The following is a 15760-nucleotide window of genomic DNA, read 5'->3' as shown; positions in this document are numbered from 1 at the left end:
TCTAAATTTCTTTTTTAAAAGATTCAAATTCCGGTTTGTAGGGGGGAACTGTTTTGGGAATAAAAGGAATAATTACGGGTCTTGTTAAAGGATCGTAGATTTTTGAATCGGGGTTAACGATTGCGCCCTCTAAATAGCCCTTTTCTGTAAGAACTCTATTATCACTTGTAAAAATAAGGCCGGATTCAAGAGCTTCAGGAAAAGACACCAAATCGGGTACTTTATGGTCAAAATAAAAGGCGCCATGACTTTCCGCTCCTCTTGAATATATGTCTTGACCGGTTTCTTCCGGCCACCACATTTTATTCAAGACATCGATAGTATGTGTGTCGTCTTCTAATACTTGAGCTACAGTTTGAATGGGGGTAAAAGGCATGACAATAATTTTGTCGAAAAATAATTCCAGGACTTTGTCTTGTCTTTCTCTTGCCGTTTTTATTTTTTGCAGATTCTGATGACCATCTGAAATAGCGCTTTCATATCTACTAAGCGCTAGATTGTATTCTATTTTTGCTTCTTTATAAGGCTTATTCCTTGCATCAAAAGCTTTCCTGAGTTCAAAAAGTTCTTGCGCATCAGGTGGAGGAGATAAAGATTTTATCTCTTCCTTCCACTTTTTCTTTTCCGAATTATAAGCTAATTTCAATCTTTCAAGCGCTTCTTTAGTTTCTATTAAACTTGCTTTAGCCTTTATAACAGACTCCAAATCATCGACGCTTTCATCCCCTTTTCTGACCTTCTCTTCTAAACGTTCTATGAAAGGAATATCCATCGTTTTCACTCGATAGTAATTTTCGGCTGCAGCCTTAACTTTATCCATTCCATAAGTCGTTGCATAGGCTGAGATCACGATAATTTTTGGGGGAGGGGCTCCAAAAATTTCATGTAAAGGAATAAAGGAACCCAAGGCCAAGCAAATAAATTTGGCCATTTGTTCCCCTGAATAAATGCCGTCATCAAAAAAAACGATGTTGCTCGGGATATAAAGGTCCGCTTGCAAATGTTCCATTCTCGAAGAAATCACAAAATTGGTAAAATTATCTAAATTTGAATCCCAAATCTCCGTTGGAAGCCGGCTTAAGTGAGGAAGCGCTAGTTCCGCCATCCAAATGTTGCTTTTTCCATTGGCTACAACACATAAATAATCTTTATTTTTTTGCTCTTCGATCCATAGATTAAAAGCGTCGATGCTCTTTTCAAAACTGACTTCAAGATCTTCAAAGCTGACATGCACAAGACGTTCGCAAAGCTTTCTCAAAGGTTCCCTAACGTCTTTTTCATGAGATTCGATCCAAAGTTTTTCAAGATCAGGATCCCTTAAATTTGATCTTACGGGAGGTTCCGGAGAAAGAGAAATTAGCTTATGGTAAGATTTAGTTTTAGAGATAACTTCAAAGTCCTCTTTCCTTAATAGCGCTTGAGAGGCTCGAATGGATCTAAGGACTTCCAATTCTTCTTGGGAGGGCCGGCTATCCAAGACTTTCTTTTTTAAATATAGGAATAATGTTCGTTCCTCATTAGTTTGCAGATGTGTTTTATAAACGCTAGCCAGATCTTTTAACAGATTTAAATCCGGACTCGCTTCGTTTGAAAGAGAGTTGGAAATTTTTTTTTGCATTAGTTTTGTTATCAACTGTCTTATTTCTTCTTTAAGCTCTAAATCGGATCCGGCTCTTCTTTGAAAGTGGACAAGATTTAGCATTAAGTCATCAGTTTCTTCAGAGTAGGGCTTTTCAAGCTCTATTTGAAACGCATTTAAAAGTGGAGAGAACTCCTGTCTGATCCCAAGATACTCTTCAATATTTTCCTTGGGGATTACAAAAGACTTTCCATTTTGATATTGCCCTTCAATTTGAAAGCTGAACGGAAGGGAATTTCGCTCAAAAATTTCTAAAAAAGGCATCAGGTGTTTTGAAAAAGGTTTATAATGACCGCTATAGGCATTTATAGAGCTTATTTTACCATCTGCACCAATAGTTAGCTCGCCAACTGACTTAGCAGGTTTTCCTTGAGAAAGGCTGCTGTGATGCATCTCTCCTTTCACTTTTTTCGCAATCAATAGCTCGCCTTCCGTATTTACTAAAAAGAGGTATTCGCCCGGCGGCAAAGGGGTTGGCTCTTTGAGAACTTCTTCGCTAGGAAGCTCTTTTAAAAAATTTCTATAAGAATCATCGAAAGTTTTGTATTTGTCATTATAGGTATTAAGCCAAAGGGAGAAATGATTGCTTGGCAATAGGGGAAGGCCTTCTGAATCGAAGGTGACTCTAAGTGTGTCAAGCTCTTTAGGCGTAAGGTAATGAACATCTAGGGACTCATAACTTGCGAACTCGTCTTTTGCGTAAGTTTCAAGGTAAGTTTTAAAATTCATCACTTCTCTAAAAGGCTGCCCGTCGTTATTTATTTGCGTTTGCCATTTATGAAGGTGAAGGCCGATGCGAGTGTCTTTTGCCGGATAAAAGTGACCTTGGTATCTCTCATCTCCACTATCAAGGGTAAGGCCTCTTGCTTCTATCCAGTACTCGCTATCTAAAGCTAGGTCTTCTTCCTCTTTTGTTCGAACAAGCTTTAGCACCTCTGCTCCCACATCCCTAAATCTATCAAGAAAGGTCTTTTCTTCATGCTTTAAGGAAGGTAATTTTCTTAAATGGTGCTTTTCGGCAATGTTATTGATGCATTTTACAAGTTCTTGGAAAGGTTGATTGCCATCTTGAACTTTATCATCAAGCTCCATGCAACTTGCTCTTAAGTAGAGCATCATTCGGCCTAGGTTGGAATCCGGACTTTTTAGCAGAGTTTGAGCCATTGATAATAGTTTTGGGATGGCTTCATCGATCTCCTCATTATCATGAATTTTATCCAAGAGCTTTAAGGCTTCAGCTTCTCCTAAGTAAGATCTTGGAAGAGAGGACGATGATTGTTCCATAAGCAACCTTTCTTACAAAATTTTTAAGGCGTCAGCCCAAAAATCCCGCGTTTTATTCCACTACCGCTTCCTTCACCTTGAGGAACTTGGTTATTGGTAATCGAATCTTTCCAAAACTTGGCCTTTTCTGAGAAAGGGCTTAAGAAATCAGCGATTTTGATCCCGTTTAATTCATGCAAATCCAAGCGATCAAAGAGAATTAAGTGCTCTTTTTGCTGACTATACGCAAAAAAGCCATAAGGGTTTTTCGAGTCATTATTAGCTTTCAGGGCGGCTTCAAATAAATCTTCCCTAAACCTTCCAAGAGGTAGTTCGCCAAGATCCGCACCCACAATAAGAGCGTTTTGACGCCTGTCAAGTTCTATCTGTACTTCCACACCATTTTGAAGCCGTAAAAGACAGGTTTCATTACTATCCGGCTGAAGATTCGGGATGCGTAGAGCTTGTCCAAGCTCTTCTAAAAGGGCGCCAAGCTGACCTGTAATCATTTTAAACACCTCTTAAAAGTTTATTGAACAATCAAATGCGATTTTGAAGAGTTCTATTTTTTCTTCTTATCATCGGATTCTTCTTCCTCTTCCCATTCATCATCGCCTTCATTCTCTTCATCTTCTTCTTCCTCTTCCCAATCTTCTTCGAGGTCCTCTAAAGCTTCGATCAGGGCTTGGAAGAGTTCATCCCTATGCTGTAAAGATTTATAGATTTGATTGATAGCCACTTCCCGAATCGCATCCCGCATCTGGGAAAAGACAATGATTTTTGCGATAATCCATTTCTCGATGCCTAATTTTTCAGCAAGCTTTAAGACTTTATCGGGCGATGGATATCTTTCGCCTGTCAATGTCATAAATTGCTTAGCCATCAGTTCAAAATTTAATCTCTGAGGCAGTTTAAGACCTTCTTGAGCAAAAAGTTTTTCCATTAAAGCCATACGGCCTTTGAAAAAACGGTACACTCCTAAAATAGCTTGAAGCGTCCTTGTTTCTGTCATCAACCTATGCAGCATCCCTCTTGGAATCGAGGGCCCTTTAGCTTTCATGTCGGTTCCAAGGGCATGGAAGAGGAATTTAATGACTTTTTGCAAATCTTTAAAGGAGTAGAGATTTGAAAGTTCCTGGAATAGGTTATTTGGCTCCCTTGGATTTCCTGTGATATCCCGGTAAAGATCGCGAAGGGAAGTTGGGGTTCCGATATTTTCTGTTTGTCTTGCAAGGTCACCGATGTTTCTACCGGCAGCAATTTCTCTGCCGTGGCTATCATTAAGGGAGGCTCTAGCTTCCCTAACTTCCTGAAGGAGATCGCCTTCTGCCGTCTCCTCTAAATACTCGAAAGCTTCATCGGCAAGGGATACGTCTTGGTAAAAGTCTTGAACTTTCTTCAGGATCTCCTCTTTAGACATGCCGGGTTTAATCTGATCGCGTAGTAGTACTAGGATTTTTGCTTTAAGCTCGGGGTTTTTACGCTCGAAATCAGTAGCTTTTTCTTTAAACTGTTCAATTTTTTCAAGGCTTTCACTCTTATCGCCTTTTTGAAGAGCCCTTGAAACCCTGCCAAATTGCTCGGCTTTAGTCTTTCTTTTGGGCTGCATTTTTCTGGCAAAAGGATTTACCATAGCTTCAAGTGAAGCTTGGAAGGCTTCCTTAGAGGTGATCTGCTCTGCTCTTAGCTCGAGCTGCTCGTCGCTTGCAACCTGTTTCATTGCCTCTAGGGTTACATTGACTCTGCCGGCTGACATATCGGTCATAGACTAAACTCTCCTTAGTTTAAGTCTACTAGCTAACAAAAATCTGTTAGCTATCTATTAAAGTCGCTTTTACCTTAAGAGATCTGTATACGTCCTAGGGGTTGAATTCGAATTTCCGGAATGATCTCTTGGTAAGAAACCACAGAAATGTCTGTGAACTCCATTTCAATTAACTTTCTAACAAACCGTCTCACATCAATCGCCGTTAAAATTACAGGAGGCTGTCCACCCGGAGGCGGAGGGGCAACAGTGCTTCTAACGCCTTGAAGGATCAGCTGCACTGAATCCGGATCCAAAGCTAAGTATGATCCGGCGGACGTCTGTTTAATGGCTCCTCTGACCATATCTTCAATTTCAGGGTCTAGAATATAGACTGAAAGTACCGATTGACCTTGGGAGTATTTATAGCTTATATAGCGTTTTAAAGAAGATCTCACATATTCGGTTAAAAGAACGGTATCTTTTTCTGTTTGGGCCCATTCACTTAATGATTCAAGGATCGTTCTTAAGTCTTTAATGGAAATTTGCTCTTGGATCAGCCTTTTGAAAATATCGGTCATTTTTTGAAGGGGGATCAAGCGAGTGACTTCTTTTACAAGGTCCGGAAAGGATTTTTCCATAAATTCAAGCATTGACTTCACTTCTTGTATACCCACAAACTCATTCGCATAATGCCTGAAGAAATAAGAAAGATGCAGAATCATAACTTCAAGAGAGCGCCACTGTTTGATACCGGCATTATTGAGGAGCTCCACATATTTTTCTTCTACCCAGAGAGAGGGGAGTCCAAGAGAGTTTTTATAAGAGGTAAAAGTCAGATTATAGCGGCTTAAGTTTTCTTCGTTTTCGTTCGTAAGAACAAAGCCTTTTAATACTTTGCCTCTAACCACCGGTACTTCGTTTAAATGAATCGAATACTCATCAGGTTCTAAAATAGGGGAATCGGTTCTGACGTGAACCCCCGGAAATCGAACGCCTAGATCTGCGTAAAGAGCTTGTCTCATCTTTGGAATCATGGCATCCACAAAGCTTGCGCCTTTAACTTTTTGAGCTTCCCTGATCTCATCGGAGAGCCCGGCTCCGCACTCTATGATAACCGGTAGGGTTAAGGCGTAGTTGTCGATCCCGCCGCCTGATATGACCTGATGTTCCGGAACACCCGTTTTTTTAGTAGTTTTTGGAGGCCCTCCTTTAGAAGAGGAGATGGTGCTGCCACCCGAGCTCATCATGCCGCTGCCGTCTGTTGCTACAGCGCTTTCATCCTCGCTTGTCCAAAGGGCATATCCAATTAACGCCAAGCATGCAGAAAGAATCATAAAGGGAGCTGTTGGAAAGCCAGGTAATATGCCCATGCCCATTAAGAAGGCTGATGCAATCAGAAGCGCTTTCGGCTGTTTAAATAGCTGGCCTGAAATTTCAGATCCTAAGCTAATATCGCCTTTATCGCTTGTAACCCTCGTTGTCACGATACCTGCAGTAATTGAGATAAGAAGCGCAGGAATTTGGGAAACAAGACCATCACCTATAGATAAGACAGAATATTTTTGCACTGATTGCATTGCGTCCATTCCATACATAGTCATCCCGATGATAATACCGCCGATAACGTTGATAATGGTAATGACAATTCCCGCAATAGCGTCCCCTTTAACGAATTTCATCGCACCATCCATCGCACCATATAACTGGCTTTCTTTTTGGATGGTTAGACGTTTTTCCCTCGCTTGGTTTGAATCCAAAATACCGGCTCGCATGTCAGCGTCGATACTCATTTGTTTACCGGGCATGGCGTCCAATGTAAACCTTGCGGCAACTTCTGCGACCCTTTCAGCTCCTTTTGTAATAACGATAAAGTTAACAAGGGTAATGATAAGGAAGATAATCCCCCCGACAACAAAGTTCCCCCCGATAACGAAGTTACCGAACTGGAAGATGATTTCTCCAGCATCTCCTCTAAGCAAGATCTGTCTTGTAGAAGCAATGTTTAAGCCCAATCGATAAAGAGTTGTGATAAGCAGAAGGGAGGGGAAAATTGAGAGTTGAAGGGCGCTTGGGATATAAAGAGCTACCATGAGTAGCATAACGGAAATTGTTAAGTTTAAAGCGATTAAATAGTCGATTACATAGGGAGGAACCGGTATAATGATCATTGCGAGGATCGCTATAATGACTATGGCAAGCGCAACGTCGCTACTTCGATTGATAGCCCCGGATTCGCCGGCAAGTCTTGCAGCTATTCCATCCAGAATCTTTTTTAGTGTTTGGAACATTCTTTATATCTCCGAAAATTCTCCAGTATAGCTTCCCGCATTTGCCGGGTCAACTTGAAGCTCTTGAACCCATCTGATAATTTCAGCTACAGCTTCATAAGTATCTTCGGGAATAAACTCATAAAGTTCGCCTTCTTCCCAAAGTTTGTGAGCGAGGCCTATATTACGTACAATAGGGACATCATTTTTTTTGGCAATATCAATCATTCGTTCGGCAAGGATTCCTTCTCCCATGCCAAGAATATAAGGAGCCGGATCCATCTCTCTTTTATAACCGATGGCCACAGCTAAGTGAGTCGGGTTAGTAACGAGAGCTTGCGCTCCTTTGACTCCTCCTGACGGACCTTCTTGATAGGCAATCTCTTGCGCTATTTGTCTTCTTTTTCCTTTAATGTGAGGGTCGCCTTCTGTGTTCTTATATTCTTGCTTAACCTCAAACTTTTCCATCTTCATCTCATTGGCAAAGTTTCTTTTCTGGAAAACGAAATCAATGATGGACACCGCAATAAAGAAAATACCGACCTTAAAGATAACTTCCATTAAGAAATTATAAAAAACCCATAGAGCCACCTCAACGTCTTGATTGACTGTGTGAATCAAGACAGGGAGGGCATTATACATAACCCCATAGATTAAGTATCCAGCAACTGTAATCTTAAAGATAGACTTTACAAGTTCAAAAAGGGTTTTAACTTTGAATTTTGCTTTTAAGTTTTGAACAGGGTCAAACTTTTTAATATCGAATTTAAATACTTCCGGAGCAAAAACCGGGCCAACCGATAAAAAGTTTATCGTCATGCCAACAAGGGACACTAAAAGCATAACCGGAATACTACAAAGGAAAATTATGATAAACGCTTCTAAAAAGTAACTTGGAATAATTAAGTGAAGCCCATCTCGTGTTATGGTTTCAAAAGTGTTAAGTAGAAAAGCGCTAATTTTCTTATATAGGAAACCCATCATGGCAATTGTAATCCACAAAGAGGCGATAAAAGTAAAAGCTGAAGGCAAGTCCTGAGACTTTGCTACCTGGCCTTTTTTTCTTGCGTCCCTAAGTTTTTTAGGGGTCGCCTTCTCCGTTTTTTCGCCCATAATGCTTTACACTCCAAAAAACCTCCATAAAGAACCTAAGTTAGAGGGAAAGGGATCCTTTAAAGTGGAGGGATGGCGTTAGTATTATATCTTATTTTGGGAAGGGAAAAAAATAGAATAAAAAACTGCCTTTATCATAAGGCTAAATCCCCTTCCCATTCCTATTATAGTATAGCTCTGTTTATAACCCCTGTCAAGATGAAATAAATTTGTTAGACTTGATTAAAATTTAAAAAAAATTAATCATATTTCTTTAGTAAAAAAAATAATTAAAAGTTATTTTGTGTTAAACTTTACATAGGGAAGTGGGGGCTTTTTGCCAAGGAGCCGATATGTCTATTCTCATAATCGGTGCGGGCCTTTCTGGCTTGTCTGCCGCTTTTTATCTAGAACGCCTGGGATATCATCCGATTGTTATTGAAAAGAGTAGTAGGATAGGGGGAAGAGTTGTCACTGATAAGGTAAAAGGGTTTTTATTAGACCGTGGCTTTCAAGTAGTTTTATCAAGCTACAAGGCTCTTTTTGACATTGTAGACTTTAAAGATTTAAGGTTAAGGGCTTTTCCTCAAGCTGCTCTTATTCGCACTTTTGATGACGAAAAAATTATAAGCTCTCCTTTTTCACTTCCATTCTCCTTTAATTCCCTAAAATCAAAAGATCTCCGATCTTTTGGAAAGTTAGGAGTCCTTGTTTTAAAATTCAAGGCAGGTTTGTTAAAAAAGGAGTTACTTCACGCAAAAACACAAAGCGCCCTTTCCGAATTATCTTTAGACCCTAACTTTCTTAATCGTTTTTTAGTCCCTTTTTTTAGGGGAGTTTTTTTAAGCGATGCCTTGGAAATCCCCCTCTATCGATTCTTGACCCTTCTTAAATACTTTGCTTTTGGCAAGGCTTATTTACCGGAAGAAGGAATGGAGGCGATCCCTCAAAGCATAAGAGAGAAATTAACAAAGACAGAATTTCTTTTTAATTCCAGAGTTAAGGCTATAGATGGCTCATGGGTGATATTAGAAGAAGGAAATGCTCTAAGATCTCTCGCTATTATTTTAGCGATAGACTATCCTTCGATAAGGCTTATTTATCCGCAATTGCCTTCCCGGGAAAGCTGTAAAGCAACTTACTTTTATTTAAGCGTGCCTAAAAATAAAACCGGCACCCCCAAGGCTTTTCTTTATCTAGATGGAAGTCCTGCCTCTCCAATCAATAATTTTTCATTTCCAAACTTAATCCAATCCTCCTACGCACCGGAGGACCAGCATCTTATTTCAGTGACAGTCATCAGTAAAAGTTGGCAAAAGGAGTCCGATCTTGAGTTTTTTGTGAAAGCTGAAATTGCCAGGAGGCTTAAGCTAGATGAAAGGGCGCTGAAAGTTCTTTCTGCCTATAATATTCTTCATGCCCTTCCAAGCCAGAAAGAAGATCCCCCTAATTTAAAACATCTCGAGGGTCAAATCCCCATGGCTTTTGCAGGAGAGCTATCCTCTCTACCGTCTATTCAAGAAGCGATCCTTTCAGGGAAAAATGCCGCTTATGAAATTCATAATAAATTAATAAAATAATTATTGTCTGTTAATAAATCAGGATCATAATAAAATTATTATTTTGTAGTATAATAGAATATAACTCAATCGGTTAATATTAAAAAAATATTAAGGTAGTTATATGATAGACGGTGATCCTGTTTTCCGTCGCCAAAGCGATGCCTCAGAGGCCGGAAAACCTTCACAAGTTGAGGGGAAAAAGGTCAGTAAAGAGGGAGAAATCGCCCAAGGAAGATTGCAAAAGGCGAGGGACTTTCTTTCTAAAATCACTTCAAAAGAGCCGCTTCAGTTTGGTGACATCCAAAGAATTATCGAAAATTCCTCGAAAAACTCAAAAAAATACAAAGACTTTTATAATATTGTGACTTCCGGAAAATTAGACTCTCTTCAAGAAGAAAAAGCCTATGATTTAATTTCGGAAGCTTTTCGAGCAATTGAACATGATCAAAGCCCAAGGGCATGGGTTCAAAAAGCGGATCTATTGGACGTTATAGATGCTCTTGTATTAAAGGACCCCTCTCGTTTCTCTCCAATAAAAATTACGCCTAAGAAAGACTTTGATGAAAAGTGGGACGACGCCGACATCCCGCTTATTCCAATCTCAAAAGCTTTTGATGCAACAGAGAGAATCGTGGATGCAAGAACTAGAGAGGTGGCTCAAGATAGCTTAAATCCTAAAGAAAAAGAAACCTTGAGAGGGCTTGAAAAAGAGGGTCTCGTAGTAAAAGAAAGCACCAAAACCGCAAAATTTGTTCAAAAAGTAACAAGAAGGGATTTTAGGGGAGCGGCTCTTCTTGGAGGATTCTTTCGTCTTTTAACTCGCATTGTTGGTTTTCACTATGGATCGCCTCCTTGGTTTGGAAATACTTTAGACACCATTGCAAAAGTTTCTCAGGATATGGGAATTTCTTCCATTAAAGAGGTGGCTATGAAAGTTTCCGATCCTGAGAAGGAAGAGTTTTATTACCGGGGACCAAGGTTTTTATTTGGACATTCTGTTCACGATTACAAATCGGTGAATGAATGGTTTGTAAGAGACTTAACAAAGGAAGCTAGAGCTCTTCATTTGGAGAAAGCCAATGACCTTTCTTCTGAGATTGATAGACGTTATGGAAAGTCGGAAGAGCCTTACAGTAGAGTTGGAATTTTCAATTCGGACTGCCGTGTTCGTGTCCATAAAATTCAAGCCGGAAAATTTGGCGAAGAAAGAGAATTGACCGGGAAAGTGCTTAGTAGAAAAGCGGAAGAAGAAGCTATTAGCAAAAAGGATAACTCTCGCTACTATGAAGAGGAATATAGGTTTAGCGCCAAAAATTTAGTAGGCCGTGAAACTGATGATGATATGGCGCCTCGTACACTTTCACCTGAAAGCGTTGATTTATTAAAACGGGCAGCAAGAATCCTTGCCGAAACAGAACCTTCTGTAACCCCAAAAAATCAAAAAGATGCTTTAAAGCTTGGTGAAAAAGCTATAAAAAATGCGCAGCATGAGCTTCTTGGGTTTTTTTATAGAGGTTTTGAGGAAGAAGGAGCTCATGAAGTCATTCAAAGATTGGCTCCGGCAGATATTCATAATTATGTCTCTCCTGTAAGCGGAAAGCCATTAAGCCATTTGGAAGCTGTGCAGTACTTAAAGGAAAGCCTTGAAGCAAAAGAAAAAAGACTAGCAAGCTCTGATGGTCCAAATGAGGCATTATTAGCCTCCATTAAAAAAGAGAAAGAAGTTCTAAAGCAATTAGAAGAGGTTTTTACAGCCCAACAAACGATTCTTGGAAGACCCTCTCAAAGCACTATCGACGTTTATGGCACAAATATGCCTGTTGCGGGAGTAGCGATTGATAGCCAATCTAGGATTTTGGCTCAAAACGACCGTAAGATTATGTTCCTTCTTCATGATGATGGCAGCCTCTCAATGCATGTCTTTATAGGGGCAACGGGGGTTAATCGAGTGGATGTAAACCCTTCTACAGATCGTCAAGCCCAGGGGGCAAGAACAGGCGATATGGGTTTTGGCGAGGATATTTATAGCACAGACAAAAAGCTGCAATTACATAAGGCAAGCAGTATTACCACAAGAGATGGGATCCATAAACTTCAGCTAGGCGAAGAATTTGGGGACTTCAGAATCGATGGGTCTACTGTTATTTCTTACTATAGGCCGACGGACTTTTCTTTTGCTCCCCAAGTAGATAATTATCGTTTAAAGGCTGAAGCCGGCGTTGGAGCCTCAATTGGCGGAGAGAAAGAGCAGCGGAAGATCATTGAACTCAAAGTCGATATGGGCGATGTTGCCCTTATTAAAACAGAGATTGCGCTGGTAGATGCTTTAGAGCGAAATGTCGATTTTGACCCCGAATTAGACTATCTTCAATTCTTAGGCTTCGTTCAAAATACATTAGATCCTAAAGATATAGAATCGCCCTCAGATAGGGAAAATTTGAGTTTATTTAAAAAATTACTCGGAAAAGAATCTTCGCTCAGTCCTCAAGAAGTTGAATTAAAGGAAAAGGTTATTAAAGCCTTAAAAGACCGCTTAGCTAAAATTGAGGAATCGGAAAGATGGGGAGTTAGGGAAGAAGATGTAAAACCTTTTGCCATAGACCCGTTTGCTGAGAATGTTGTAGTAGTCGAAGAGAAAAGGCCGAATAGGGATCCTTTTAAAGAAAATCCTTTTTATAATTACGGCAATGATAGTCCTTTCTATAGAAGAAAAGAGAGGGAGATATTCTAGGATAAAACCACCCTTTTTCTTTTATAGCTCTTTATTTCATCTTCTGCTATTCTAGTGAATATTTTTTTTCAAATTTCTTGAATATCCAATTTATCATTATAAGAAGGGCTTTATGGCGGGATTATCCTGTGGAATTGTCGGTTTGCCAAATGTGGGAAAATCAACTCTTTTTAATTGTTTAACGCAAGCTGGTGCAGAAGCTTCAAATTATCCTTTTTGCACCATTGACCCTAACATTGGAGTTGTCGATCTTTTAGACCCTAGGATCGATGCCTTATCCGAGATCTCAGGCAGTCAAAAAAAAATCTATGCTAACGTGCAGTTTGTGGATATTGCAGGTCTTGTAGCAGGGGCGTCTAAAGGGGAGGGCCTTGGAAACAAATTTTTAGCGAATATTCGTGAAACGGACGCCATCATCCATGTGGTTCGTTGCTTTGATTCAACAGATATTGTGCATGTCGCAGGTCAAGTAGACCCCGTGACGGACGCTAAAGTCATAAACCTGGAGCTTATCTTATCTGATCTGCAGATGTGTGAAAATATTTTGCCAAGGCTAGAAAAGCAAGCCAAAGGAAAAAAAGAAGGCGAGCCTGCCATTCAACTGTTAAAAAGAATCAGCGAGCATTTAAACGAGGAAAAACCTGTCCGCGCCCTAAGCTTTACTGAAGAAGAAAAAGAGATCTTAAAAGTTTACCCTTTTTTAACAGCCAAGCCTGTCCTTTTTGTGGCTAACGTTGCTGAAGACACGTTGTCAAACCATAACAACGCTTACGTTGAAAAATTAAAGGCCTATGCAAAGGAAGAGGGAGCAAGTCTTGTTGTCATTTCTGCAAAGCTTGAAGAAGAGATTGCAGCCCTGCCTCCAAGTGATAGACAAGAATTTTTAGAGACCCTCGGTTTGAAAGAATCAGGTTTGCAAAGACTTGTTCGAGCCTCTTTTGATTTGCTTGGCCTTATCACCTATCTCACAACAGGCGAGATAGAAACAAGAGCTTGGACTATTCCAAAAGGCATGTCGGCTCAACAAGCGGCAGGAAAGATACACTCTGATTTGGAAAAAGGGTTTATTCGGGCGGAAGTGGTCAAATTTGATGACATGATTAAATTTGGCGGCCGAAATGAAGCGAAAGCCGCAGGGGTTGCTAGAAGCGAAGGCAAGACTTATCCTGTCCAAGATGGCGATGTTATCTTATTTTATACCAATAAATAACCAATTTTGTTGTCTTCAAGATTAAGAAGCTGTTTAATGAAGCCATAAACTTACCGGCTTTTTAATTGGTATATATGGACCTTCCCGTATCGCTTCCAAAATCTTTTGATGTTTTAAAAAACCTGAATGAAAAAGAAGTTGAAGAAAGGCTTTCAAAAGATGCCATTTCTTTAACTCTTTTTTTTGAAGCCGAAGCGTCTGATCCGATTTGGCGTAAAATGCATGAATCTTTTTTTAATAACCTTAACCAAAAAATCACGGATCTTTATCTTGAGGGCCTTTTATCGATTGAGCTTGGAGAGCGGATACGTGCTAAAGTCTACGAGCTTCATTTAGAAAATCCTATTTCCTTTCCCAAAGATTTAAAACTTGTGTTAGAAGGTGAGTCTTACGAGGTAAACAGCCTTCTTTTTTCACTCTCAAGTCCCTATTTTAATAGCTTAATGACTGCGCAAGGTATTGATGCTGAAAAAAAAGAGCTTCGCCTCTATGGAATCAATCCCGAATTTTTAAAAATGGTCTTAGAATATGTTGAAACGGGACGACTGCAAGAGCTTTGGAAATGGGATAAAGAACCCATTTTAGCTTTATTGAAAGAAGCCTCGGAATGGGAAGTTGAGGGGATGATACACTTAACCTCTGAAAATTACGTCCGCTACCTCAATCGCGTCAATATTATCGATGTCCTTCTACTAAGCATAGAAAGCCGCTGGAGCGTTCTTTATGAAATGGGTCTTCAAACTTTAAATACCTTCGATACAGGGATTCATTTTAAAAATGAGGGTTTTGAAAGACTATCATTGGAATTTATCGATTTTAGAGAGCAGGCTCTAGATATTTTTTATCGTCTAAAAGATTTTGTCACCGATCTTTCTTTTCATGGGGATTTAAGCCTTGACCCTCGTTTTAGCGATATTCTGGTGGCTAGTAAGAAACTAATCGGCCTTGATTTAAGCGGCACAAAAGACTATAGCCCGAGAATTATCGATGTCCCAAAAACAATAGAAGCACTCAATCTAAGTATGTGCGCTTGGCTAAATAAGGAGAATTTCGTCTCTATCGCGAAAGAATTCCCTCATTTAAAAAATATCAATTTAAGCAGTAATAGACAGCTTGATTTTCAAACGCTTGGTCAAATACGAATATTTCAAAATCTGGAGGGGTTAAATTTAGCAAGATGCCATCAACTATCTGATGATGATCTTAAAGTTGTGATTCAAGCGACCCCAAATCTAATAGAGTTAAACTTGGAAGACTCTTCCAAGCTTACCGATCACACCTTTATCCTAATTGGGAAGCTCTTAACCCGTCTTGTAAGGTTGAATTTATCCAAGACCACTTTAACCGATATCGCTTTGATTGAACTTTTAAGCAAGTTGACTCAATTAAAAGAGCTTTATATCAGAAGAGTGCCATCCTTAAGTGATAATGGTGTTTTAGATGCCCTTAAAAGGGCTCCAAACTTAAAGGTAATAGACCTTTCCAATTCACCTATTTCTGAAGGCGCTCTTGAAAAGATGAAAACTTTAAGGCCGTTTCTTAAAATTATCAAGGGTATGGCCTAATAAGGCTTCAGCTTCATTATAAGACTCTTTTGCAATAAGATCCCTAATTCGGCTGCTTGTTATGGGTAGCTCATCTTGTAGGACGGGAAAGTGTTCGACCACTCTAAAACCTAATTCCTCTGCCGCTTTTATAATATTCGCGCGGTTATTTTTTTGGTCGCTGCCAATAGTGGCGCTAAAGCCGATAACAAGATCGGTAAAGGGAATTTTTTTGGCTATGATTTCAAAAAACTGTTTAGCCGTGAGCACAGCCAGTTCTTTTTTAAATTCAAGCGGACAGATGATATCAACGCCATACTCTTGAAGGTGTCGAACCCTCTCAGAAAAAGAGCATAAAAGCTCCACTTTTCTTTCGGGAAAAAGAACTTGAGCAGGAGGGTTTTTAAAAGTGATCAGAAGAACTTTTGTCTTTTTTAAAGCCGCTATCTCTTTTGCTTTTTTAATCAAGGCTTGATGCCCTTTATGGACGCCATCATAAACGCCAAGAAGCAAAACGACAGGCTTTTCTTGCTTAAATTTATCCAAGCTTTCTAATAAAGGCATAAGGGCTCTTTAAAAATCTGATTGATTCTTTTAAATTACCTTATTTTCTCTTTAAAAGGGTTAACAAAAGGTTGAGAGGGGGCAAGTATTTCGTTATCTACAAAAAAATTTCATCCTCTCTGAAAATAGATTAAACTTGGT

The 15760-nt window shown here is 39.6% G+C and carries 10 protein-coding genes; 4 read left to right on the top strand and 6 right to left on the bottom strand.

The features are described 5' to 3' along the window. Position 1: 1 nt before the first annotated feature. From CSEC_RS06110 to sctU, 5 genes are all read right to left on the bottom strand, one after another. On the bottom strand, positions 2 to 2923 hold the full coding sequence (locus CSEC_RS06110) for a phosphoribosyltransferase-like protein (RefSeq protein ID WP_041017581.1): 2922 nt from the start codon (positions 2921 to 2923) through the stop codon (positions 2 to 4). A 23-nt stretch (positions 2924 to 2946) separates the two neighbouring features. Beyond that, entirely contained in the window at positions 2947 to 3411 is a 465-nt protein-coding gene (locus CSEC_RS06105) for a CesT family type III secretion system chaperone (protein ID WP_041017580.1), read from the bottom strand. Between the two features lie 53 nt (positions 3412 to 3464). Further along, positions 3465 to 4667 carry an HrpJ domain-containing protein gene (locus CSEC_RS06100; RefSeq protein WP_041017579.1) on the bottom strand — a complete coding sequence of 401 codons (1203 nt, stop codon included), beginning with the start codon at positions 4665 to 4667 and terminating at the stop codon, positions 3465 to 3467. Between the two features lie 74 nt (positions 4668 to 4741). Next, entirely contained in the window at positions 4742 to 6937 is a 2196-nt protein-coding gene (sctV, locus tag CSEC_RS06095; RefSeq protein WP_041017578.1) for a type III secretion system export apparatus subunit SctV, read from the bottom strand. 3 nt (positions 6938 to 6940) lie between these two features. Beyond that, a complete protein-coding gene (sctU, locus tag CSEC_RS06090; protein WP_053331838.1) occupies positions 6941 to 8029 on the bottom strand; it encodes a type III secretion system export apparatus subunit SctU in 1089 nt (362 codons plus the stop codon). 332 nt (positions 8030 to 8361) lie between these two features. Here sctU and CSEC_RS06085 point away from each other — a divergent pair, with 332 nt between their 5' ends. The 4 genes from CSEC_RS06085 (at position 8362) to CSEC_RS06070 (ending at position 15076) form a co-directional block, all read left to right on the top strand. Next, the gene (locus tag CSEC_RS06085) at positions 8362 to 9588 is read left to right on the top strand and encodes an FAD-dependent oxidoreductase (RefSeq protein ID WP_041017577.1); all 1227 of its coding nucleotides are present in this window, start codon (positions 8362 to 8364) and stop codon (positions 9586 to 9588) included. Between the two features lie 103 nt (positions 9589 to 9691). Continuing rightward, positions 9692 to 12301 carry a phosphatidylserine decarboxylase gene (locus CSEC_RS06080; protein ID WP_041017576.1) on the top strand — a complete coding sequence of 870 codons (2610 nt, stop codon included), beginning with the start codon at positions 9692 to 9694 and terminating at the stop codon, positions 12299 to 12301. Positions 12302 to 12413: 112 nt separating this feature from the next. Further along, positions 12414 to 13511, top strand: a complete 1098-nt coding sequence (gene ychF / locus CSEC_RS06075; protein WP_041017575.1) for a redox-regulated ATPase YchF — start codon at positions 12414 to 12416, stop codon at positions 13509 to 13511. A gap of 74 nt (positions 13512 to 13585) precedes the next feature. Further along, positions 13586 to 15076 (top strand): BTB/POZ domain-containing protein, encoded by a 1491-nt coding sequence (locus CSEC_RS06070; RefSeq protein WP_041017574.1) that lies wholly within the window; start codon positions 13586 to 13588, stop codon positions 15074 to 15076. Here CSEC_RS06070 and CSEC_RS06065 read toward each other — a convergent pair. Beyond that, positions 15038 to 15619 (bottom strand): FAD synthetase family protein, encoded by a 582-nt coding sequence (locus tag CSEC_RS06065; RefSeq protein ID WP_041017573.1) that lies wholly within the window; start codon positions 15617 to 15619, stop codon positions 15038 to 15040. The genes CSEC_RS06070 and CSEC_RS06065 overlap by 39 nt on opposite strands. Between the last annotated feature and the right edge of the window lie 141 nt (positions 15620 to 15760).

Source organism: Criblamydia sequanensis CRIB-18, from assembly GCF_000750955.1.
In the GTDB taxonomy this organism is placed as follows: Bacteria; Chlamydiota; Chlamydiia; order Chlamydiales; family Criblamydiaceae; genus Criblamydia; species Criblamydia sequanensis.
Note: the sequence above shows the minus strand (reverse complement) of the source record. Positions and strands in the feature narration are given on the sequence as shown.